Below are 21,354 nucleotides of genomic sequence, written 5' to 3' on the forward strand. Positions count from 1 at the left end.
TGGAACGTGGAAGGGCGAGAGAGCGAAAAGCGTCCTCGCCGGACGGGCAGATCAGCAGGATGACCCTCTGGTGGGTGGTTCTGTGCCGGGTCCGTTGTGGGTCGGGTTTCGTGTCATCCCACCGACCTCCCTACGGGCTACCACACGTATCAAGGGGGGCGGCCCCCAGTCGACGCCGCGGGCAAGCCTTCACTGGCCCCCCTTGACACGCGCGGTAGGGCGGAGCCAGGTCGGCGGGATGACACGAAGCCCTTCTGCGGGGGAAGAAGGCGGAAGGGCGGGGCGAGCGGGCAGGCAGGGCGGGCAGGCAGGGCGGGCAGGGCGAGCGGAGCGGGGTGAGAGGGGCGAGCGGGGCGGGGTGAGTGAGTAGGGCGTGGTGGGGGAGTCGCGTCAGTGAAACGTAAGCGGGTGGTGCGAGTATCCGGCTGTCGGCCTTCTTGGTCGACGGGGAAGACGCAGGGGCCCGCTACTCCTCTCCCGAGTAGCGGGCCCCTGCGTGTTCGTCGGTGGGTCAGGCGACGGCGACCGACTCGAACTTGACTTCCTTGTTCGGCTTGCCGCCGCCGGGGCTCGGGTCGAACGAGCCGTCGTGGCCCGCGCGGGCCACCTCGTCGATGAGCTTCAGGCCGGCTTCGTCCAGGCTGCCGAAGACGGTGTAGTCGGGCGACAGCTGGGCGTCGCCGTAGACGATGAAGAACTGGCTGCCGTTCGTGCCCTTGCCGGGCTCGGTGCCGCCGGCGTTGGCCATGGCCAGGTAGCCGCGGCCGTAGGTCAGCTCGGGCCAGGTCTCGTTGTCGAACGTGTAGCCGGGGCCGCCGGTGCCGGTGCCCGTCGGGTCACCGCACTGGAGCATCTGGAGGCCCTCGGTGCCGATGCGGTGGCACGTGCTGCCGTTGTAGTAGCCCTGCTTGACCAGGCTGACGAAGCTGTTCACGGCGCACGGCGCGAGGGCGCGGTCCAGGGTCAGCTTCAGCTCGCCGACGTTGGACGTGATGGTGGCGGTGGCGGTGCCGGTCGCGGGGGCGCTCGCCTCGGGGGCCTTCGTGCCCTCCTTGGAGGCGGGCTCCGTCGACGGGCGGTACTCGCACGTGGCCGGGTCCGCGATGGGCGTCGCGCGAGTCGGGAGCGCCTTCACCTCGGTCGGGATCTCGATCGGAGCCGGGGTGTTCGAGCTGGCGGCGGCGGCATCGTCGCCGGTGCTGCTGAAGTCGGTCGTGGCGAGGAAGTACACACCGCCCGCGATCACGACGACGATGACCGCCGTCGCGACGACTGCGATCACCCGGCGCCGCTTCGCGCGCTCCGCCCTGCGGACGAGCTGGCGTTCCAGCTTCCGCTTGGCCTGCTCGCGGCGCTGCACGTTGGTCGGCACCTGCAACCTCCCTGATCTCTGCGTCGACGGCGACGATCGGTCAGCAGTCTAGGGGGCACGTATGTGACTGGTGTATGCCGGATAGGCTGCTTGACGTGGTCCACAGGGATCCGTTGTCGATCCGTTGCCGACGAGAGGTGATCCCGTGCTGGTGATCGGGTTCCCGACCGGCGCTCTCCAGGCCAACTGCTTCGTGCTGGCCACGGGCGCGGGCGGGCCGTGCGTGGTGGTCGACCCCGGCCAGGACGCGGTCGAGCCGGTCACCGAGGCGTTGCGCGAGCACCGGCTCTCGCCGGTCGCGGTGCTGCTGACGCACGGGCACTTCGACCACACGTTCTCCGTCGCGCCCGTCTGCGACGGCAACGACGTCCCGGCGTGGATCCACCCCGACGACCGCGGGATGCTGTCCGACCCGCTCAAGGGCATGAGCGCGCAGTCGCGGGCGGCGTTCTTCGGCGGCAAGCTGGAGATGCGGGAGCCGCGCGAGGTGCGCGAGCTGACCGACGGCGCCGAGCTGGACCTGGCGGGTCTCCGGCTGACCGTCGACCACACACCCGGCCATACCGGCGGGTCGGTGATGTTCCGCGCCGGCACGGAGGAGGGCGGACGGCTCGTGCTGTCCGGCGACACCCTCTTCGCCGGCTCCATCGGACGCACCGACCTGCCGGGCGGCAACCACCGCGAGATGCTGACGTCGTTGCGCACGAAGGTGCTGGCGTTGGCCGACGACACGGTGGTGCTCCCTGGCCACGGACCGACGACGACCATCGGTCGCGAGCGCGTGAGCAACCCGTTCCTGCTGGAGCTGGGCTCACCGGGCGCGCCGGCCGCACCGCACCGAGGACTGTAGAGAACAGTGACGACCCCCTTCGCCGCCCCCAAGGGCGTTCCCGACTACTTCCCGCCCACCTCGGCGTCGTTCCTGGCGGTGCGCGACACGCTGGTGGAGTCGGCGCGTCGCGCCGGCTACGGCTACGTCGAGCTGCCCGTCTTCGAGGACACCGCGTTGTTCGCGCGGGGCGTCGGCGAGTCGACCGACGTGGTCAGCAAGGAGATGTACACGTTCACCGACCGGGGCGGGCGGTCCATCACGCTGCGGCCCGAGGGCACGGCGGGCGTCATGCGGGCCGTCATCGAGCACGGCCTCGACCGGGGCCAGTTGCCCGTGAAGCTCGCGTACGCGGGGCAGTTCTTCCGCGCCGAGCAGCCCCAGGCGGGCCGCTACCGGCAGTTCCACCAGGTCGGCGTCGAGGCGGTCGGGGTGGACGACCCGGCGTTGGACGCCGAGGTGATCGCGGTGGCCGACGCCGGGTTCCGGGCGCTGGGGCTGACCGGGTTCCGGCTGGAGCTGACGTCGCTGGGCGACGCCACGTGCCGGCCGCAGTACCGGGAGAAGTTGCAGGCGTTCCTGGCCGGGCTGCCGCTGGACGAGGAGACGCGCCGGCGGGCCGAGCTGAACCCGCTGCGGGTGCTGGACGACAAGCGGCCGGAGGTGCGCGAGCTGGTCGCCGACGCGCCGTTGATGGTGGACAACCTGTCGGCCGAGTCGCTGGCCCACTACGAGCAGGTCAAGGGCTACCTGAACGACCTGGGCGTGAAGTTCGTGGAGAACCCGCGGATGGTGCGCGGGCTGGACTACTACACGAAGACGACGTTCGAGTTCGTGCACGACGGGCTGGGCGCGCAGTCCGGCATCGGCGGCGGCGGGCGTTACGACGGCCTGATGGAGCAGCTCGGCGGGCAGCCGCTGTCCGGCGTCGGCTTCGGCCTCGGGGTGGACCGGGCGCTGCTCGCGTGCCAGGCCGAGGGCGTGTCGCCGGGTGACGTGACCCGGTGCGACGTGTACGGCGTGCCGCTGGGCGAGGCGGCGAAGTCGCGGCTGGTCGCGCTGTCCGCGCCGCTGCGCGCCGCCGGTGTGCGGTTCGACCTGTCGTACGGCGGCAAGGGCCTGAAGGGCGCGATGAAGGGCGCCGACCGCTCCGGCGCGCGCTTCGCCCTGGTGCTGGGTGAGCGCGACATCGAGGCGGGCGTCGTGCAGGTGAAGGAGTTGTCGTCGGGCGACCAGCGCGAGGTGCCGCTGGCGGACGTGGTGATCACAGTGCTGGAGGCGTTGGGCCGGTGAGCGAGCGGATTGCCCTTGACCTGCTTGACCCCAAGGCGGTGCGCAAGCGCGCGCGTACGGTCGCCATCGGCGCCCTGATCGTCGCCGCCGCGTTCGGCGGGTTGCTGGGGCTGCTCGCGGGCCGGACCGCCGGCCTCGTCACGGCTGCGGTCTTCGCCATCCCCCTCCTCATGCTGGCCTGGTCCGAGGCCAAGCGCCGAGTCTGGCTGGAAGGCCACGTCCTCTCGGTGCGGGCGTTCGGCACCCGTTCGGTGGACCTCCACACCGCGGACCAGTTGGACCTGCTGGTGACCGACGTCCGCGGCGCCCGCACGGTCGGTCTGTTCGTGCGCGGCGGGGGCAAGGCCATCAACCTGGCGCTGGCCATCTACGCCGGCACCGGCGGCCGGGAGCAGGGCATCCTCCCGCTGCGCAAGCTGGCCGACGTCCTGGCCGGCCGAGGCGACGCCCCGGGCCTCGTCTTCTCCGAACTGCTGGTCGCCCAACTCCGCGCGGAAGCCCGCGGCCTGGCCGCCGCCGACCGCCCCCTCTACCAACTGGGCTCCATGGCCCCCACCGGCCGCCTGGCGCAGAAGCTGAACCCCGACGCCATCTCCCGCTTCGTCTCCACCCTCGACCAACCCTGACACCCACGACCCCGCCCGCTCACATCCCCACCCCGATCCCGCCCGTGTCGTCCGGTTCACCCCTGGACCACTCGACCCGCCGTCAGCAACCGAACGGGTCACAACCCCCTCCCACCGACACCCCGCCCCGCTCACCCCGCCCCCCTCGCCCCGCCCCGCCCTTCGCCTTCTTCCCCCAGCAGGAGGGCTTCGTGTCATCCCGCCGACCTGGCTCCGCCCTACCGCGCGTGTCAAGGGGGGCCGGTGAAGGCTTGCCCACGGCGTCGACTGGGGGCCGCCCCCCTTGATACGTGTGGTAGCCCGTAGGGAGGTCGGTGGGATGACACGAAACCCGACCCACAACGGACCCGCAGCATGACCACCCACCAGGGCGTCATCCTGCTGATCTGCCCGTCCGGCGAGGACGCTTTGTTCTTTCCACCCCGGAGTCAACCCGCGCCCACCAGGAACGGGTGTGGATCCGTCACGAACTTCCCACGGCTTGATCTCCGCCTGATCGATCAACCTGATCATCCGGCCTGATCATCCGGCTTGATCGTTCGACCTAATCATCCGGCAGACCCCAGGTCCCCTTCGGTGGCGCGGGGGACTGGGTGGCCGTCGCGTCCGTCGTCGGAGGCGCACCGCCGATGAACCGGATCAACGAGTCGTCGTGCTCCACCCGGCCGGGGAACGGATCACCGGCCGTCAACCGGGTCAACGCCGCCACCGGCAGCTCGACGTGCGACCCGACCAGCACGAAGTTGCCGAACCGCCTGCCCTTGAACACCGCCGGTTCCGCCAGGACGCACACGTGCGGGAACACCGCCCGGACCGTCGCGGCCTGGGCCTTGGCGAACGCGAGCTTCCCGCCGTCACCGATGTTGGCCGCGTAGACACCACCCGCACGCAGCGCCCGTGACGCCAACGCCACGAACTCCACCGACGTCAGGTGCGCCGGCGTCCGCGACCCGGCGAACACGTCCGTCACCACCAGGTCGAACGCCGCCTCGGGCGCCTTCTCCAGCACCGCGCGCGCGTCGCCGTTGCGGATCCGCAGCCGCCAGTTCCGGTCCAGCGGCAGCACGCCGCGCACCAGGTCGACCAACGCCGCGTCGATCTCCACCACCTGCTGGCTGGACCGCGGTCGCGTCACCGCGATGTACCGGGGCAACGTGAGCGCGCCGCCGCCCAGGTGCAGCGCCCGGATCGGCTCGCTGCCCGGCGCGACGAGGTCCGCCACGTGACCCAACCGCCGCAGGTACTCGAACTCCAGGTGCCCCGGGTCGTCCAGGTCCACGTGGGACTGCGGGGTGCCGTTCAGGCGGAGCATCCACGCCCTCGGCACGTCGGGATCGGGGATCAGCTCCGCGATGCCCGAGTCGACCTCACGGCTGATGGTCTCGTCGGCTTTCCGGATCCGTCCCACCCGATGATTATCCCGGTAGCGACTGCGTGCGCCGCTTCCGGCCCGGCAGGCGGTCCACCAACCGGCCCAGCCGCTCCGCCGCGCCCTGCGACGGCCCGAGCGCGGCGCCCGGCGCCCGGATCGACTCGTCGAGCTGCCCGGTGTTCCCGCCCGACGTGGCGATCCCGGTCTCCGGCTCCGCCAGTCGGCGTTGCACCGCCTCCAGCCCCCGCAGCTCCACCACCTGCGGCAACGCCCGCGCCGGCGGCGTCAACCGCGCCGGCGGGTCGGCGATGCGCGGCAGCGCGAGCACACCCGGGACCAGCCCGGTGGCCGACACGGGCGGCGAGGCCGCGCACGGTCCGCGGCACGGCGGGTACGGTTCCCATCCGTGCAGCTCGCCGCAGACGTACTCACCGCGCTCGTCGCGGCCATCCACCTCTACATCGTCGTGCTGGAGATGTTCCTCTGGAACACCCCGCGCGGCCGTGCCGCGTTCGGCACCACGCCCGAGTTCGCCGCCGAGTCGAAGGTGCTCGCGGCCAACCAGGGCCTCTACAACGGGTTCCTGGCCGCCGGGCTGGTCTTCGCCCTGATCGCGCGTGGCACGACCGGGTTCGCGTTCGCCGTGTTCTTCCTGATCTGCGTGATCGTCGCGGGGCTGTACGGCGCGGCGACGGTCAGCCGTCGGATCCTCTTCGTCCAGTCCGTGCCCGCCGCGATCGCGTTGTTGCTGGTCCTGCTGGCCCGCTAGCCGGGCGGAGCCACGGCCCCTTGGCCGGGTCGTAGCCGGTGCGCAGGTCCCCTCGCACGTGCTTTCGCCACAGCGGATCGGCGACGGCCCGCTCGCGCACCGGCTCGACCGAGTCCTCCGACCCGTCCGACCCGTCCGACCCGTCCGACCCGTCCGACCCGTCCGACCCGTCCGACGCGGGCTCGCGCACCGGCTCACGACTGGCCACCCACGCCGCCAGCGCGGTCGTGATCGGCACCGCCGCGACCAGCCCGATGCTGCCCACCAGGGTCCGCACGACCTCCTGCGCCACCTCCTGGGCGGTCAGGATCTCGCCGAGGCTGCGCCCCGACAGCGTGAACGCCAGCAGCAACGGCAGCGCCGCGCCCGCGTATGCCATGACCAGCGTGTTCACCACGGACGACAGGTGGTCGCGGCCGATCCGCGACCCCGCCGCGTACAGCTCCCGGAACCCCAGCGACGGGTTGGCCCGCCGCAGCTCCCACACCGAGCTGGTCTGCGTCACGGTCACGTCGTCCAGCACGCCGAGCGCGCCGATGAGCGTGCCCGCCAGCAGCAGCCCGCGCGTGTCGATGCCGTGCCCGAGCAGCGAGACCAGGTTCGCCGTCTCCTGGTCCAGCCCGGTCAGCTTGGCGAACGCCGAGAACACCGCGCCCAGCACGCCGATCAACGCCAGGCTGACCAACGTGCCCAGCACCGCCGTGGACGTCCGCGCGGACAGCCCGTGCGTCAGGTACAGCACCACGAACATGATCAACCCCGCGCCGACCACGGCCACGGTCAGCGGGCTCTCCCCGGCCAGGATCGCGGGCAGCACGAACAGCGCCAGCACCACGAAGCTCAACACCAGCGCGCCCAGCGCCGCCAAACCCTGCCAACGCCCCAGCAGCAGCACGGCCGCCGCGAACAGCACGGCCAGCAGCAGCAACGGCACGCCGCGCTGGAAGTCGGCCAGCTGGTACGACGTGCTGTCGTTCGGGTTGCCGCCGCCGAAGGACAGCACCACGGCGTCGCCCACGGTGAACGTCGGCGTGCCCGGCTGGTCCGGCACCGGGACCCGGACCTCCCGGCCCGCCGCCACCCCGTCGCTCATCTGCACGGTCACCAGCACGCACCCCGTGCCGCCGGCCTCGCCCGAGTCCGGGCCGCACCCGCCCTTCGCCACGGCCGTCACGTCGCCGCGCACCGGCACCTGCGCGAGTCCCGCCTCCGCGCCCGTGCGCTGCTCGTGCCCGAACGGGTACAGCAGCAGCGCGCCGACCACGGTCGCGAGCACGAGCGGCAGCAGCAGGACCAGCAGCAGCTTCCGCACAGGTGGGGAAGCGGGCCCGACGGGGCCGTGCCCGTGGCCGTGTCCACGGGCGGCGATGAGGTCCTTGGCGCGCACGCGCACATACTGCCCGCACACCCCAGTCGTCCGCATGTCGGACAGTTCAGTGCGAATTTCGGGGTGAACCCTTCAACGGCGGCCCCGTCGGTGCCACGCTCCCCGCGTGACCACGAACTGGACACCCATCCACGGCCGGTCCTTCGAGCCGGTCCCGTACCGGCCGGCCAGGATGCCGGTCGACGAGTCCCTGCGCACGGCCGCCGACCTGCGCGCCCGCATGGGGGACCGCCGCACGGTGCGCATGTTCTCCACCGACCCCGTGCCCGACCAGGTGGTGCTCGACGCCATCGAGGTCGCCTCCACCGCGCCCAGTGGCGCCCACCAGCAGCCCTGGACGTTCGTGCTGGTCAAGGACCCCGCGGTGCGCCGCCGCATCCGGGAGGCCGCCGAGCACGAGGAACGGGTCTCCTACGCGGGCAGGCTCGGCGACGAGTGGCTGGACGCGCTGCGCCCGCTCGGCACCGACGACGTCAAGCCGCACCTGACCGACGCGCCGGAGCTGGTCGTCGTGTTCCAGCAGCGGTACTACCTGGAGCCCGACGGCAGTCGCCGCAAGCACTACTACGTGGACGAGTCGGTCGGCATCGCGGTCGGGATGCTGCTGACCGCGCTGCACCTGTCCGGGCTCGCCGCGCTGACCCACACGCCGTCGCCGATGAAGTTCCTCGGCGACGTGCTGGGCCGCCCGCGCAACGAGAAGGCGTTCGCGGTGATCCCGATCGGCTACCCGGCCGAGGACTGCGTGGTGCCGAAGCTGATCCGCAAGTCACTGGACCAGGTCGTCGTGACCGTCTGATGGCGACAACGGTTCGGCGAACCGGAAGTGCGCGGCCACCGCTTCCTCGCACGCCGCCAGCGCCTGCCGCAGCCGTTGGTCCGGCGACCCCGTGACCAACCGCCACGGCACGCCCCTGCGCGCGAGCCCGACCCGGAACAGGTCCGTCATCCACGACCGCAGGTGCTCGCCGTCCCGCCACCCGTCCTGCTCGAACGGCACGCCGACGTGATCGGTCAGCAGGTACAGGGCGGGGCGGTGGGCGTCCGGCGCGATGTCCGCGCGCGGCGCGCCGAGGTAGCGGTGGCCCCACGCGGTCGCCGCCCACGCGTCGTTGTCGCACACCAGGACCGGTCCGTCCACCGCCGCGTCGGCCAGCTCCTGCTGCCTGCGCGCCACGTCCTGGAAGTCGCCGACCGTCCACACCAGACCCTCGACGCCCACGCCGGGGTCGAACGCCCGGGCAGCGGCCAGCTTCGACTCGGTGTGCTCCCGCCCGTACTCGGGCACCCACGGCGCGCCCAACGCCTCCGCCAACTGCCGCGACAACGTCGTCGTGCCCGTGCTCTCGGCTCCCACCACCACGATCCGCGCGCACAACCCGACCCGCGTCGCCCGCCCGAGCCACTCCCACTGCCCGCGCGGATCGGCCCGGACCGCCGTCCCCGACACGGGAACGGCGCCGCGGTCGAGGTCCACCAGCACGTGCCGCGCGCCCAGCCGCTTCGCCATCTCGTCGCCGTACCGCTCGCTGGAGAACACCGCGTCGACCGCCGCCGACGCCGGGTCGCCGTCCAGGATGGCCCGGCGCGCGAGCACCGCCCGCGCCACGCCCATGTGCAGTTCCCACACCGCGTCGCTGTGGAAGTCCATCTCGTGGTCGTCCACGTCGCCGAGCACGACGAGGCCGGGCGTGCCCGCGTGCTCGGCGCGCAGCCACGACACCCGGTCGGTGACCGGGATGGACTCCGCGCTCGACGCCAACACGGTCACGGTCGTGCGCCGGCTGCGCGCGGCGGCCGTGCGGATGAGGTGGTGGTGACCGGCGTGCGGGGGGTAGAACTTGCCGAGCACCAGCGCGTGGTCGAAGTCGGTCACGCGGTCACCGCCTCGTCCTGGCGCAACGCCTTCGTCCAATTGCGCAGGCCGAGCACGCACAGGGCCATGAAGCCGACGTAGAGGATCGCGGTCAGCCACAGGTCCTTGTAGGCGTACAAAGGAACGTAGATCACGTCCGCGGCGATCCACAGCCACCAGCACTCGACCTTCTTGCGGGTCTGGCCCCACGTGGCCAGCAGGGAGAGCACGGTGGTCACGGAATCCGCCCACGGCACGGTCGAGTCGCTGAACGTGGTGAGCACCCACACCAGCAGCAGGGTGCCCGCCACGCCGGCCACGAGCAGCCACCACCACTGCTCGCGAGTGGTCCGGCCGACCGGCAGCGGGGTGTGCTGGACGCCGCCGCGCAGCCAGGCCCACCAGCCGTACAGCGCGAGCACCACGTAGACGACCTGGAGGCCCGAGTCCGCGTAGAGGTCGTTGGTCGCGAACAACACGAGGAAGGCGAGGTTGTTGAGGATGCCGATCGGCCAGTTGAGCGGGTTCTGCCGGGCCACCAGCCACACGCAGAGCGCGCCGGTCACGAAACCGGCCACCTCGCCCCAACTCGTGGTGGTGCCGGCGAACGTGAACGCTGTGGTTTTGAAGGGCCACAAGATGACGTCCAGCACAGGTACTCCGATTGACCGTTGTTCGAACGCGTGTTCGAATGTGGACATGCGATGGGACGGGCAGAAGGACGGGGCGGACCGGCAGCAGGCTCTGCCGGGTGTGCCGGGGCTGGTGCGCAGCGTACGAACTCCCGACCTCGCCGGCGTCGGGTTACCCGGGGTGAACGCCGAGTCCGTGCCGACCAGGGCGCCCGGCGGCGGCCTGCCGTCCGGCGGAACGGTCGACCCCCACCGCGGCTGCGCGCACGGCTGCACGTACTGCCTCACCGGTGACACGCCGGTGCTGCTGGCGAACGGCCGCACCAAGCCCATCGCCGAGCTGGCCGTCGGCGAGGGGGTGTTCGGCACGTCGAAGGGCCGGTTCGTGGTGACCCGCGTGCAGGCGCACTGGAAGACCGCCAAACCCGCCTACCGGGTCACGTTGACCGACGGCACGCAGGTCGTGGCGGGCGGTGATCACCGGTTCCTCGGCGACGAGGGCTGGAAGCACGTCACGCCCGGCCGGTGCGACGACTTCGAGGAACGGCCGTTCCTGGTCAAGGGCGCGCGACTGGTCGGGACGGGCCGGTTCGCCACGCCGCCCGCCCGCGGTGGGGAGTACCGCGCGGCCTACCTGTGGGGCGCGGTGCGCGGCGGCCTGCCCAGCGACCCGGACGTGCTGCGCCGCGTGCGCGAGTTCGCCGGCGGCGGGGTGCCGCGCGAGGACGAGCTGCTCGACCGGCCGGTCCAGCCGGGGGAGGAGTGGTCGAAGGGCTTCCTGGCGGGCCTGTTCGACGCGCGCGGCAGCTCGACCGGCGGCGAGCTGGTGATGTCCAGTTCGGACAGCGCGGTGTTCGAGGCGGCGGTGCTGGCGTTGATGCGGCTGCGCGTGCCGCACGTGGTCGAGGTGCGCGGGGTGCGGATCACCGGCGGGCTGGCCGAGCGGTTGCGGTTCCTGCACCTGGTCGGTCCCGCGATACCGCGCGGGAACGCGGTCGAGGGCATGGCGGTGCCCACGACGTCCGACCTGGTGGTGGTGTCGGTGGAGTCGCTGGGCGTGACGCGGACGTTGTACGACATCACCACCGGCACCGGCGACTTCGTGGCCAACGGCCTGGTCAGCCACAACTGCTTCGCCCGCGACCCCGACACCCGGGTCGTGGTGGAGGTGGGCGCGGTCTAGGGCGTGAGGGGTGGTCGTCGCGCCCGTGCTGCCCGGCTCGTCGACCCGGTGGAATCCTGTGTGGACGTCCGATGTCGGCGAGCTACGCTCGCCGCATGAGGGTGATCGTGTTCGGGGCCACCGGCATGGTGGGGCAGGGCGTGCTGCGCGAGTGCCTGCTCGACCCGGACGTGACGGCCGTGCTCGCGGTGGGTCGCGGCGGCACGGGGGTGTCCGACCCGAAGCTGACCGAGCTGACCCACCGGGACTTCACCGACTTCACCGGGGTGGCCGACCGCCTCACCGGTTACGACGCGTGCTTCTACTGCCTGGGCGTGTCGTCCGTCGGCATGTCGCCGCGCGAGTACGAGCACATCACCTACGACTACACGCTCGCCGCCGCCCGCGTGCTGGCCGAGGTGAACCCCGGGTCGACGTTCGTCTACGTGTCCGGCGCGGGCACCGACACGCACGGCCGCGCCAGGTGGGCGCGGGTCAAGGGCCGCACCGAGGACGACGTGATCGCCCTGCCCCTGGAGGGGTACGCGTTCCGCCCCGCCTTCATCCAGCCGGTCCACGGCGTCAAGTCGAAGGTCCGCTGGTACCGGGGCTCGTACGCGGTGGCGCGGCGGCTGTACCCGGCGCTGTCCCGACTGCTGCCCAGGCACACCACGACCAGCGAACGGCTCGGCCGGGCGATGCTGGCGGTGGCGAGGCGCGGCGCGCCCGTCCGACGCCTGGGCAGCGTCGAGATCAACGCCCTCTGACGGCTTGCGGGAACCGCAGCACCCCGTCCGGGTCGTAGCGGCGGGCGACGGCGCGCAGCCGGGGCAGGTTGTGCCGGTAGCCCGTCTCCGCCCAGTCCTCCTGCTCCGGGTCCAGGTAGTTGATGTAGGTCCCGGCGCCGATCAGGCCCGCCAACGCCGATTGCGCGTCGTCCACCTCGCGGGTGACCTGCTCGGGCGGCAGGTCTCCGACGGCGCCGAAGACCTCGACGGACGTCGGCGCGCCGCGGTGGGGGTAGGCCGTGTCGGCAGGGCCGAGCCGGTCGATCGCGCCGCCGAGCGCGCCCACGACGAGCAGCGCGCTGTCCTTGCCCCGCACCGTGCCCGCCACCGCCGCCGGGTCGCCCCACATGCCGTCCGCGATGCGCGAGGACGCGCGGAAGGCGTTGCGGGGCGGGTGCCCCTGGGTCATGATCGCCGTCGCGGTCGGGTAGTCGACCTCGGCGTGTTCGAGGGGCCCGGCCACGCCCAGGCGGGCCAGTTCCGCGAGCAGCGGCGCCTCCGGGCCGGTCGAGCAGCCGGTGAGGTCGACCGAGCCGTCGGGCAGGACCACGCAGGTGCTGGACAGGTGGTCGGGCGCCCCGGCGCTCCACGGCTGCCACGCGCCGAGCACGTCCGCCGCCGACCCGGCCGGGAACCGCAGCCGGAACACGGTCAGCACTTCCGGCGCGGGCGCGGTGGCGAACTCGAACGACGTGACCACGCCGAAGTTGCCGCCACCGCCACCGCGCAACGCCCAGAACAGGTCGGGCTCCCGGTCCGCCGAGGCGGTGACCAGGCGGCTGTCGACCGTGACCACGCGGGCGGCACGCAGCCAGTCGCACGTGAGGCCGTACGCGCGGTCCACCCAGCCGAGGCCGCCACCCAGGGTGAGACCCGCGATGCCGACGGACGGGCAGTTGCCCAGCGGCAGGCACCGACCGGCCGCCGCCAGCGCCGCGTAGACGTCGCCGAGGCGTGCGCCCGCGCCGATCACGGCGGTGCCGTCGGGGCGCACCTCGACGCCGTTCATCGGCCCGAGGTCGACCACCAGGCCGTCGTGCGGGGTCGAGTAGGCGGCGTAGCTGTGCCCGCCGCCGCGCGCGGCCACCCGGATCCCGCCGCGCCGAGCCTCCTCCAGGCACCGCCGCACGTCCTCGGCCCGCACGCACCGGGCGACGGCGGCCGGCCGGTGGTGGTCGAACAGCGAGTTGAACGGCAACCGGGCCGCGTCGTAGCCGTCGTCGCCGGGTAGCAGCAGCCCACCGGCCAGGTGGGCGCGCAGCCGCGCCCACCTCACGGGTCGGGACCCCGCTGCCGCACCACCCACCGCCGCCGTGCCGCCCGCGACCGTCGCCGCGCCCGCCCACCGCAACACGTCCCGCCGCGACACCGCCACTGCGACCTCCTCGTCAGCCCCGCACCCATCGAACAAGGCGGCCGATCACGGCGGCACCGCTGTTCGGACCGCCGGGGAGACGCCGGTCGACCGCCGGACTACACGGCCTTGAGGGTGCCGCCGTCGATCACGTAGTCGGCCCCGGTGATCCAGGACGCCTCGTCGGACACCAGGAACGCCACCAGGTTGGCGATGTCCTCCGGCGTGCCGGTGCGGCCGATCGGGATGCCGCCGATCAGCTCGACCAACGCGGCGCGGGCGGCGTCGTGGTCGCCGCCGGCGGTCGCGGCGATCTCGCCGATCACCGCGTCCACCGCCGAGGTCTCGGTCATGCCGGGGGAGACCCGGTTGACCCGCACGCCCTTGGCGGCCACCTCCTCGGCCAGCCCCTTGCTGTAGTTCGAGAGCGCCGCCTTGGCGGCCGAGTAGTGCAGCAGCGGGCCGACGGGGACGTGCGCCGAGGACGAGGAGATGTGGATGATCACGCCCGAGCCGCGTTCGACCATGCCGGGCAGGATCGCCCGGTCGAGCCGGACCGCGCCGAGCAGGTTCGTCTCCAGGACGTCCTGCCACGCCTTGTCGTCGATGTCGCCGAAGCCGCCCGGCTTCGCCTGGCCGCCGCCGGCGTTGTCCACCAGGATGTCCACCCCGCCGAGCTGCCTGACCGCCTCGTCCGCCAACCGTGACGCGGAGTCCGGGTCGGCCGCGTCCGCGGTGGTGAAGAGCACGCCAGCCGGCAGTTCCCCGACGCCCGCCGACCGGGCGGTGGTCAGCACGACCGCGCCCTCGGCGGCCAGTTTGCGCACGATCCCCGCACCGATGCCCCGCGTGCCGCCGGTGACCACCGCACGTCGTCCCGCCAACCTGCCCGAGTTATTTACCATGAGGTACACAATTGAGGTTCTGTACCGATCGGTCAAGAACGTGTGGCGGTCCTCACCAGGGCGGATCGAGTACCGTGCGGACAGGTCCGGGAACGAGGTGATGGGTCGATGGCCGGCGGGCGTCCGCGTGAGTTCGACGTCGACGAGGCGCTGGACCAGGCCGTGCGGGTGTTCTGGCAGCGCGGCTACGAGGGCGCGGCCCTGTCCGACCTGACCGAGGCGATGGGCATCAACCGGCCCAGCCTGTACGCGGCCTTCGGCAACAAGGAGTCCTTGTTCCGCAAGGCGCTGGAGCACTACACCGACCGCAAGGCCGTCCACGTGCGCGACGCGCTCGACCGGCCGACCGCCCGTGCCGCCGCCGAGCGCATGTTGCGCGGCGCGGTCGAGGTGTCGACCAAGCCCGGCTGTCCCGCCGGCTGCCTGAGCCTGCAAGGCGGGCTGGCCATGGGCGCGGACGCCGAGGCGACCCGTGAGCGGCTCGCCGACTGGCGGCGCGACGGCGAGGCCGGGCTGCGGGACCGCTTCGAGCGGGCCAAGGCAGAGGGCGACCTCCCCGCCGGGGCGGACGCGGCGGACCTGGCGAAGTTCGTGGTGCTGGTCGCGCAGGGGATCTCGGTCCAGGCGGCGGACGGCGTCGACGCCGAGCGGCTGCACCGCATGGTCGACCTCGCCTTGACCGTGTGGCCCTCCTGACCTGCGGTTCCCACTCCGGACAGACCCTTCGGCGATCAAGCGCGGCCGTCACCGTACGGCGTACGGTACAATGTACGACATGAGTGCTGTGCCGGGCAGTGGAGCGGGGTTCGTGCCGACCGACGAAGACGTGGCGGGTGTGCTCGCGTGGTTCGAGCAGTGGGACGCCCTGGCCGAGGCCAAGGACGTCGAGGCGATGGCCGACCTGGCGTTGTTCCCCGTCAACGCGGTGACCGACGGGTCGGCGCAGTCGTGGGACCGGGAGCGGTTCCTCGCCGACATGGGCGCCACGCTGGGCGAGGGCGACGTGCGGATGGAGTCGGTCCGGACGCCGGTGTTCGTCACCGCGGACCTGGTGTTCGTGATCACCGACGGGACCATCACCGCCGGTGGGTTCTCGCAGGTCGTGCGCTACGGCGACCTGCTGGTGAAGGCCGACGGCAAGTGGCTGTTCCAGACCATGGTCCAGGGCGGGTGGTAGCCGGGTAGTCGGGTGGCCCGAACGCGGCCGGACCCTCCGGCCGCGTTCGACCGCCTTCACCGCGCCAACTAACAATCAGTCTTGACTGTTTGTTAGTTGGCGCGGAACACTCGGCCCATGTCCACCGACACCGGGCAGCGGGAAACCAGGCGCCAGGCCGACCGCAGCCGCGAGACCCGGCGCAAGCTCATGCAGGCCACGGTCGAGTGCCTGGTCGAGCGCGGCTGGGCGGGCACGACGACGACCGTGGTGGCCGAGCGCGCCGGCGTGTCGCGCGGCGCCCAGCTGCACCACTTCCGCACCCGTGGCGAGCTGGTCGCCGCCGCGGTCGAGCACCTCGGCGCGGAGAGCGTCCTCGACCTGAAGGAACGCGCGCGCCAGGTCAACGGCAGCACGGTCGCCGTGGTCGAGCTGATCGCCGACTTCTACGCCAGCGACCTGTTCACCGCCGCCCTGGAGCTGTGGGTCGCCGCGCGCACCGACCCCGACCTCAAGACCGTGGTGGTGCCGCTGGAGGTCCGCCTCGGCCGCGAGACGCACCGCCTCGCCGTCGAGCTGCTGGACGCCGACGAGACCGAGCCGGGCGTCCGCGAGGCGGTGCAGCTCACCCTGGACCTGGTGCGCGGCCTCGCGCTGGCCAACCAGCTCACCGACGACGGCAAGCGGCGGAGTCGGATCGTCCGGCACTGGGCGCGGATGCTGGAGGAACTCCTCGAAGGGCAGGCACCGTGATCACCGACCTCCTGGGCGACCTGCGGGCCGAGAGCCAGGTGCTGGACGACCTGGTCGCGCCGCTCGACGACTGGACCGTCCCGACACCCGCCGAGGGGTGGACGATCGCCAACCAGATCAGCCACCTGCGCTGGACCGACCGCGTGGCCGCGCTCGCCGCCCGCGACCCGCGGGCCTTCGCCGAGGCGTTGAGCCGGGCCGCGCCGGACGCGGTGGACGAGGGCGCGCGGGAGCCGATCACGCTGGCGCAGTGGCGGGCGGGCCGCGTCGAGCTGGCCGATGCCCTGGCGGCCCTGCCGCCGGGCGTCAAGATGCCGTGGTTCGGGCCGCCGATGAGCGCGACGTCCATGGCCACCGCCCGGCTGATGGAGACGTGGGCGCACGGTCAGGACGTGGCCGACGCGCTCGGCGTGACCCGCGAGCCCACGCACCGGCTCAAGCACGTCGCGCACATCGCGGTCCGCACGTTCGGCTGGTCGTTCGTGGTCAACGGGCTGGCCGCGCCGCAGGTCCCGGTCCGGGTCGAGCTGGTCGCGCCGGACGGCGGGGCGTGGACGTGGGGCCCGCAGGACGCGGCGGACCGGATCACCGGTCCCGCCCTGGACTTCTGCCTGCTGGCCACCCAGCGGCGGCACCGCGACGACCTGGCCGTCACGGTGGTCGGCGAGGCGGCGAGTGCCTGGGTCCCGATCGCGCAGGCGTTCGCCGGAGCTCCCGGCACGGGCCGCGCTCCCGGCACGAGTGGCGCTTCCGGCACGGGTCGCGTTCCCCGGGAGCGGTCGTGATCCGCATCGGCAACGCCTCGGGCTTCTACGGCGACCGGTTCTCCGCCGTCCGCGAGATGCTCACCGGAGGCGACCTGGACGTCCTCACCGGCGACTACCTGGCCGAGCTCACCATGCTCATCCTGGGCCGCGACCGAGCGAAGGACGCCGACCTCGGCTACGCCCGCACGTTCCTGCGCCAGCTGGAGGAGAACCTGGCCGACGCGCTGGCCCGCGGCGTCAAGATCGTCGCCAACGCGGGCGGGCTGAACCCGGAAGGACTGGCCGAGGCGGTCGACCGGCTCGGGCTCGGCGCGAAGGTCGCCTACGTGACCGGTGACGACGTGCGCGAGCGGTTCCCGGAGGCGTTGACCGCCAACGCCTACCTCGGCGCGTGGGGCATCGCCGAGTGCCTGAACGCCGGCGCGGACGTCGTGGTCACCGGCCGGGTCACCGACGCGTCGCTGGTCGTCGGGCCGGCCGCCGCGCACTTCGGCTGGGGCCGGGAGGACTACGACGCGCTGGCCGGGGCGACGGTCGCCGGCCACGTGCTGGAGTGCGGCACGCAGGCCACCGGCGGCAACTACTCGTTCTTCACGTCGATCGACGCGGCCAGGCCCGGTTTCCCGATCGCGGAGGTCGAGGCGGACGGCTCGTCGGTCATCACCAAGCACGACGGCACGGGCGGCGCGGTCACCGTCGACACCGTCACCGCGCAGCTGCTCTACGAGATCGGTCCGCCCGCCTACGTCGGACCGGACGTGGTCAGCCACTTCGACACGATCCGGCTCGAACCGCACGAGCGGGGCGTGCGGATCTCGGGGGTGGCGGGCTCCGCGCCGCCGGACACGCTCAAGGTCTGCCTCAACGCGCTGGGCGGGTTCCGCAACTCCACCACGTTCGTGCTGACCGGGCTGGACGTCGAGGCCAAGGCGGACCTGGTCCGGCGCCAGCTGGAGTCGGCGATCGGGGCGGAGGGCCTGACGTGGGCGCTGGCCCGGACCGATCACGCCGACGCGGACACCGAGGAGACGGCGAGCGCCCTGCTGCACGTGACCGTCAAGACGGCGGACCCGAAGCGGGCCAAGGCGTTCTCGCGGGCGGGGGTCGAGCTGGCGCTGGCGTCGTACCCGGGCTTCCACGTCACGGCGCCACCCGGCGACGGCACGCCGTTCGGCGTGTACCGGGCCGCGTACGTGCCGCGGTCGTCGGTGCCGCACCGGGCCGTGCTGCCGGGCGGGAAGGTGGTCGAGGTATGAGGGCTTCTCCGGAGGAGGTGCCGCTGGGCACGATCGCGGGAGCGCGTTCGGGCGACAAGGGCGGTGACGCCAACCTCGGCGTGTGGGTGCGCACGGACGCGCAGTACGAGTGGCTGCGGGCGGAGCTGACCGTCGAGCGGCTGAAGGAGCTGCTGCCGGAGGCGGGCCGGGTCGACCGGCACGAGCTGCCGAACCTCCGCGCGCTGAACTTCGTGCTGCACGGCCTGCTCGGCGACGGCGTGGCGTCGTCCACCCGCTTCGACCCGCAGGCCAAGGGGTTGGGCGAGTGGTTGCGCTCCCGGCACGTGGCGATCCCGGAGGAGCTGCGGTGACCCCCACGTCGGAGTTGTTCGAGACGCCCGAGCGGCGCGACCTGCGCGCGGTGGTGCGGAGGTTCACCGAGCAGGAGGTCGTGCCGCACCTGTCCGACTGGGAGCGCGCCGGTGAGCTGCCCCGGTCGCTGCACCGCGCGGCGGCGGGGATCGGGCTGCTCGGGCTCGGGTTCCCGGAGGCGGTCGGCGGCGCGGGCGACCTGCTGGACACCGTCGTGGCCACCGAGGAGCTGATCCAGGCCGGTGGGTCGTCCGGGCTGGTCGCGGGGCTGCTCACGCACGGCATCGCGGTGCCGCACATCGTGGACTCCGGCGACGCGTCGTTGATCGACCGGTTCGTGCGGCCGACGTTGGCGGGTGAGCTGATCGGCGCGCTCGCCATCACCGAACCGGGCGGTGGTTCGGACGTGGCGGCCCTGCGCACCACGGCACGCCGGGACGGCGACCACTACGTGGTGAACGGGACGAAGACGTTCATCACGTCGGGCGACCGGGCGGATTTCGTGACGACGGCGGTGCGGACGGGTGGTCCCGGCCACCAGGGCGTGAGCCTGCTGGTGGTGGAGAAGGGCACGCCCGGGTTCGCGGTGGACCGCCGGCTGGAGAAGATGGGCTGGCACTGCTCGGACACCGCCGAGCTGTCGTTCGTGGACGCCAGGGTGCCGGTGGCGAACCTGGTCGGCGTCGAGGACGCCGGGTTCGCGCTGATCATGCGGCAGTTCCAGGTGGAGCGGATCTCGTTGGCGGTGCAGGCCTACGCGACGGCTCAGCGCTGCCTCGACCTGGCACTGGCGTACGTGCGGCGGCGCGAGACGTTCGGCAGGCCGCTCATCGCGCGCCAGGTGGTCCGGCACCGGCTGGTGGAGATGGCGCAGCGCGTCGACCTCGTCCGCGCGTACGCGCGGGAGGTCGCGGTGAAGGTGCTGGCCGGCGAGGAAGTCGTGGCGCAGGTGTGCTTCGCGAAGAACGCGGCCGTGGAGGCGTGCTCGTTCGTCGTGGACGCGGCGGTGCAGCTGCACGGCGGGGCCGGCTACCTCCGCGACACCGAGGTCGAGCGGCACTACCGGGACGCGCGCATCCTCGGCATCGGGGGCGGCGCGACCGAGGTGATGACGGAGCTGGCGGCACGGCGATTGGGGTACACGGCATGACGACGTTGCGCACGGCGGTGGACGGTCGGTCGCCGGGGTACGCCGAGAACCGGGAGGCCTTGCTGGCCAGGCTCGCCGAGCTGGAGGTCGAGCAGGCCAAGGCGTTGGCGGGCGGTGGGCCCAAGTACACCGCGCGGCACCACGAGCGCGGCAAGCTGCTCGCCAGGGAGCGGATCGAGCTGCTGGTCGACCGGGACAGCCCGTTCCTGGAGCTGTCGCCGCTGGCCGCGTGGGGGACCGACTACCCCGTGGGCGCGAGCGTGGTCACCGGGATCGGGGTGGTCGAGGGCGTCGAGTGCGTGATCGTGGCCAACGACCCGACCGTGCGGGGCGGTGCGAGCAACCCGTGGACGTTGCGCAAGACGTTCCGGGCCAACGACATCGCGGCGCAGAACCGGTTGCCGCTGATCGGGCTGGTCGAGTCCGGTGGCGCGGACCTGCCCAGCCAGAGCGAGATCTTCATCCCGGGCGGCCGGGCGTTCCGGGACCTGACCCGGCTCTCGGCGGCGGGTGTCCCGACGATCAGCGCCGTGTTCGGCAACGCGACCGCGGGCGGCGCGTACGTGCCGGGCATGTCGGACTACGTGGTGATGGTCAAGGACCGCTCGAAGGTGTTCCTCGGCGGTCCGCCGCTGGTCAAGATGGCCACGGGCGAGGAGTCCGACGACGAGTCGCTGGGCGGCGCGCGGATGCACGGCACGACGTCCGGGCTGGCCGACTTCGTGGCCGAGGACGAGGTGGACGCGCTTCGGCTCACCCGGCGCGTGGTGGCCCGGCTGAACTGGCGCAAGCACGGCCCCGCGCCCAAGGCCGTCGAGCCGCCGCTGCACGACGAGGAGGACCTGCTCGGGGTGGTGCCGGCGGACCTGCGGGTGCCGTTCGACCCGCGCGAGGTGATCGCCCGGATCGTGGACGGGTCGCGGTTCGACGAGTTCAAGCCCGACTACGGCGGCAGCCTCGTGACGGGGTGGGCCGACCTGCACGGGTACCCGATCGGGGTGCTGGCGAACGCGCGCGGCGTGTTGTTCAGCGAAGAGGCGCAGAAGGCCGCGCAGTTCATCCAGCTGGCGAACGCGAGCCGCACGCCGTTGCTGTTCCTGCAGAACACGACCGGGTACATGGTCGGCGCGCGGTACGAGCAGGGCGGGATCATCAAGCACGGCGCGATGATGATCAACGCCGTGTCGAACAGCCGCGTGCCCCACCTGACCGTGGTGATGGGCGCGTCGTACGGCGCGGGCAACTACGGCATGTGCGGTCGGGCGTACGACCCGAGGTTCCTGTTCACCTGGCCGAACGCCAAGTCGGCCGTGATGGGCCCGAAGCAGTTGGCCGGGGTGCTGTCGATCGTGGCCCGCCAGGCCGCCGCCGCGAAGGGCCAGGACTACGACGAGGAGCACGACGCGGCCATGCGCGAGGTGGTGGAGGGCCAGATCGAGCAGCAGTCCCTGGCCGCCTTCCTGTCCGGCCGCCTCTACGACGACGGCGTGATCGACCCCCGCGACACCCGCACCGTGCTGGGCCTGTGCCTGTCGGCCATCCACAGCGGACCGGTCGAGGGCGCGGACCGCTACGGCGTCTTCCGGATGTGAGGC

At 72.7% G+C, this 21,354-nt stretch carries 21 protein-coding genes and 1 pseudogene; 14 read left to right on the forward strand and 8 right to left on the reverse strand.

Annotation, left to right across the window (positions count from 1 at the left end; all coding sequences use genetic code 11):
* Window positions 1-511: 511 nt before the first annotated feature.
* Window positions 512-1,372 carry a peptidylprolyl isomerase gene (locus ACQPYE_RS11735; protein ID WP_498721132.1) on the reverse strand — a complete coding sequence of 287 codons (861 nt, stop codon included), beginning with the start codon at window positions 1,370-1,372 and terminating at the stop codon, window positions 512-514.
* A gap of 145 nt (window positions 1,373-1,517) precedes the next feature.
* Between ACQPYE_RS11735 and ACQPYE_RS11740 the strand changes: the two genes are divergently transcribed.
* Genes ACQPYE_RS11740 through ACQPYE_RS11750 form a run of 3 tightly spaced genes read left to right on the forward strand, consistent with a single transcriptional unit; the run spans window position 1,518 to window position 4,120 of the window.
* Complete coding sequence (locus tag ACQPYE_RS11740) at window positions 1,518-2,222, forward strand: MBL fold metallo-hydrolase (protein WP_498721133.1); 705 nt, start codon at window positions 1,518-1,520, stop codon at window positions 2,220-2,222.
* A gap of 6 nt (window positions 2,223-2,228) precedes the next feature.
* On the forward strand, window positions 2,229-3,494 hold the full coding sequence (gene hisS / locus ACQPYE_RS11745) for a histidine--tRNA ligase (RefSeq protein WP_498721134.1): 1,266 nt from the start codon (window positions 2,229-2,231) through the stop codon (window positions 3,492-3,494).
* Entirely contained in the window at window positions 3,491-4,120 is a 630-nt protein-coding gene (locus tag ACQPYE_RS11750; protein ID WP_498721135.1) for a hypothetical protein, read from the forward strand. Before hisS ends, ACQPYE_RS11750 begins: the two co-directional genes overlap by 4 nt.
* 544 nt (window positions 4,121-4,664) lie before the next feature.
* On the opposite strand, the gene ACQPYE_RS11755 is transcribed toward ACQPYE_RS11750, so the two are convergent.
* Complete coding sequence (locus tag ACQPYE_RS11755) at window positions 4,665-5,528, reverse strand: spermidine synthase (protein WP_498721136.1); 864 nt, start codon at window positions 5,526-5,528, stop codon at window positions 4,665-4,667.
* Window positions 5,529-5,535: 7 nt separating this feature from the next.
* Window positions 5,536-5,847 carry a hypothetical protein gene (locus ACQPYE_RS11760; protein WP_498721137.1) on the reverse strand — a complete coding sequence of 104 codons (312 nt, stop codon included), beginning with the start codon at window positions 5,845-5,847 and terminating at the stop codon, window positions 5,536-5,538.
* Window positions 5,848-5,898: 51 nt separating this feature from the next.
* Here ACQPYE_RS11760 and ACQPYE_RS11765 point away from each other — a divergent pair, with 51 nt between their 5' ends.
* Complete coding sequence (locus ACQPYE_RS11765) at window positions 5,899-6,261, forward strand: DUF1304 domain-containing protein (protein WP_498721138.1); 363 nt, start codon at window positions 5,899-5,901, stop codon at window positions 6,259-6,261.
* On the opposite strand, the gene ACQPYE_RS11770 is transcribed toward ACQPYE_RS11765, so the two are convergent.
* On the reverse strand, window positions 6,188-7,648 hold the full coding sequence (locus tag ACQPYE_RS11770; RefSeq protein ID WP_498721139.1) for a YibE/F family protein: 1,461 nt from the start codon (window positions 7,646-7,648) through the stop codon (window positions 6,188-6,190). The two genes, ACQPYE_RS11765 and ACQPYE_RS11770, sit on opposite strands and share 74 nt — an antisense overlap.
* Window positions 7,649-7,820: 172 nt before the next feature.
* Here ACQPYE_RS11770 and ACQPYE_RS11775 point away from each other — a divergent pair, with 172 nt between their 5' ends.
* Window positions 7,821-8,447: a nitroreductase family protein gene (locus ACQPYE_RS11775; protein ID WP_498722885.1), complete on the forward strand. Its 627-nt coding sequence runs from the start codon at window positions 7,821-7,823 to the stop codon at window positions 8,445-8,447.
* On the opposite strand, the gene ACQPYE_RS11780 is transcribed toward ACQPYE_RS11775, so the two are convergent.
* Together ACQPYE_RS11780 and pnuC are read right to left on the reverse strand one after the other, a co-directional pair.
* Window positions 8,418-9,524 carry an AAA family ATPase gene (locus tag ACQPYE_RS11780; protein ID WP_498721140.1) on the reverse strand — a complete coding sequence of 369 codons (1,107 nt, stop codon included), beginning with the start codon at window positions 9,522-9,524 and terminating at the stop codon, window positions 8,418-8,420. The genes ACQPYE_RS11775 and ACQPYE_RS11780 overlap by 30 nt on opposite strands.
* Window positions 9,521-10,156, reverse strand: coding sequence for a nicotinamide riboside transporter PnuC (gene pnuC, locus ACQPYE_RS11785; protein ID WP_498721141.1), 636 nt, complete (start codon window positions 10,154-10,156; stop codon window positions 9,521-9,523). The genes ACQPYE_RS11780 and pnuC overlap by 4 nt, the downstream gene beginning before the upstream one ends.
* Window positions 10,157-10,202: 46 nt before the next feature.
* Between pnuC and ACQPYE_RS11790 the strand changes: the two genes are divergently transcribed.
* On the forward strand, window positions 10,203-11,318 hold the full coding sequence (locus ACQPYE_RS11790; RefSeq protein WP_498721142.1) for a hypothetical protein: 1,116 nt from the start codon (window positions 10,203-10,205) through the stop codon (window positions 11,316-11,318).
* Window positions 11,319-11,413: 95 nt separating this feature from the next.
* A complete protein-coding gene (locus ACQPYE_RS11795; protein WP_498721143.1) occupies window positions 11,414-12,064 on the forward strand; it encodes an NAD-dependent epimerase/dehydratase family protein in 651 nt (216 codons plus the stop codon).
* Here the strand turns inward: ACQPYE_RS11795 and ACQPYE_RS11800 are convergent.
* A complete protein-coding gene (locus ACQPYE_RS11800) occupies window positions 12,051-13,460 on the reverse strand; it encodes an FAD-binding oxidoreductase (protein ID WP_498721144.1) in 1,410 nt (469 codons plus the stop codon). The genes ACQPYE_RS11795 and ACQPYE_RS11800 overlap by 14 nt on opposite strands.
* 98 nt (window positions 13,461-13,558) lie before the next feature.
* Window positions 13,559-14,323, reverse strand: a complete 765-nt coding sequence (locus ACQPYE_RS11805) for an SDR family oxidoreductase (protein ID WP_498721145.1) — start codon at window positions 14,321-14,323, stop codon at window positions 13,559-13,561.
* Window positions 14,324-14,452: 129 nt separating this feature from the next.
* Here ACQPYE_RS11805 and ACQPYE_RS11810 point away from each other — a divergent pair, with 129 nt between their 5' ends.
* From ACQPYE_RS11810 to ACQPYE_RS11840, 7 genes and pseudogenes are all read left to right on the forward strand, one after another.
* Complete coding sequence (locus ACQPYE_RS11810; protein WP_498721146.1) at window positions 14,453-15,040, forward strand: TetR/AcrR family transcriptional regulator; 588 nt, start codon at window positions 14,453-14,455, stop codon at window positions 15,038-15,040.
* A gap of 79 nt (window positions 15,041-15,119) precedes the next feature.
* Window positions 15,120-15,521, forward strand: coding sequence for a nuclear transport factor 2 family protein (locus tag ACQPYE_RS11815; protein WP_498721147.1), 402 nt, complete (start codon window positions 15,120-15,122; stop codon window positions 15,519-15,521).
* A gap of 117 nt (window positions 15,522-15,638) precedes the next feature.
* A complete protein-coding gene (locus ACQPYE_RS11820) occupies window positions 15,639-16,253 on the forward strand; it encodes a TetR/AcrR family transcriptional regulator (RefSeq protein WP_498721148.1) in 615 nt (204 codons plus the stop codon).
* Complete coding sequence (locus ACQPYE_RS11825; RefSeq protein ID WP_498722886.1) at window positions 16,253-17,038, forward strand: TIGR03084 family metal-binding protein; 786 nt, start codon at window positions 16,253-16,255, stop codon at window positions 17,036-17,038. Before ACQPYE_RS11820 ends, ACQPYE_RS11825 begins: the two co-directional genes overlap by 1 nt.
* 56 nt (window positions 17,039-17,094) lie before the next feature.
* A pseudogene (locus ACQPYE_RS11830) lies at window positions 17,095-18,608 on the forward strand (acyclic terpene utilization AtuA family protein).
* On the forward strand, window positions 18,605-19,759 hold the full coding sequence (locus tag ACQPYE_RS11835) for an acyl-CoA dehydrogenase family protein (protein ID WP_498721149.1): 1,155 nt from the start codon (window positions 18,605-18,607) through the stop codon (window positions 19,757-19,759). Before ACQPYE_RS11830 ends, ACQPYE_RS11835 begins: the two are co-directional and overlap by 4 nt.
* Window positions 19,756-21,351, forward strand: a complete 1,596-nt coding sequence (locus ACQPYE_RS11840; protein WP_498721150.1) for an acyl-CoA carboxylase subunit beta — start codon at window positions 19,756-19,758, stop codon at window positions 21,349-21,351. The genes ACQPYE_RS11835 and ACQPYE_RS11840 overlap by 4 nt, the downstream gene beginning before the upstream one ends.
* Window positions 21,352-21,354: the final 3 nt, after the last annotated feature.

This window comes from Actinosynnema sp. CA-299493 (assembly GCF_050946825.1).
GTDB lineage: Bacteria > Actinomycetota > Actinomycetes > Mycobacteriales > Pseudonocardiaceae > Actinosynnema.

Bases quoted from the DNA above. Each gene is read 5' to 3' on its own strand.
- ACQPYE_RS11815 (WP_498721147.1), top strand. From the start codon at position 15,120: ATGAGTGCTGTGCCGGGCAGTGGAGCGGGGTTCGTGCCGACCGACGAA.
- ACQPYE_RS11810 (WP_498721146.1), top strand. From the start codon at position 14,453: ATGGCCGGCGGGCGTCCGCGTGAGTTCGACGTCGACGAGGCGCTGGAC.
- ACQPYE_RS11795 (WP_498721143.1), top strand. From the start codon at position 11,414: ATGAGGGTGATCGTGTTCGGGGCCACCGGCATGGTGGGGCAGGGCGTG.
- ACQPYE_RS11790 (WP_498721142.1), top strand. From the start codon at position 10,203: ATGCGATGGGACGGGCAGAAGGACGGGGCGGACCGGCAGCAGGCTCTG.
- ACQPYE_RS11840 (WP_498721150.1), top strand. From the start codon at position 19,756: ATGACGACGTTGCGCACGGCGGTGGACGGTCGGTCGCCGGGGTACGCC.
- ACQPYE_RS11775 (WP_498722885.1), top strand. From the start codon at position 7,821: ATGCCGGTCGACGAGTCCCTGCGCACGGCCGCCGACCTGCGCGCCCGC.
- ACQPYE_RS11820 (WP_498721148.1), top strand. From the start codon at position 15,639: ATGTCCACCGACACCGGGCAGCGGGAAACCAGGCGCCAGGCCGACCGC.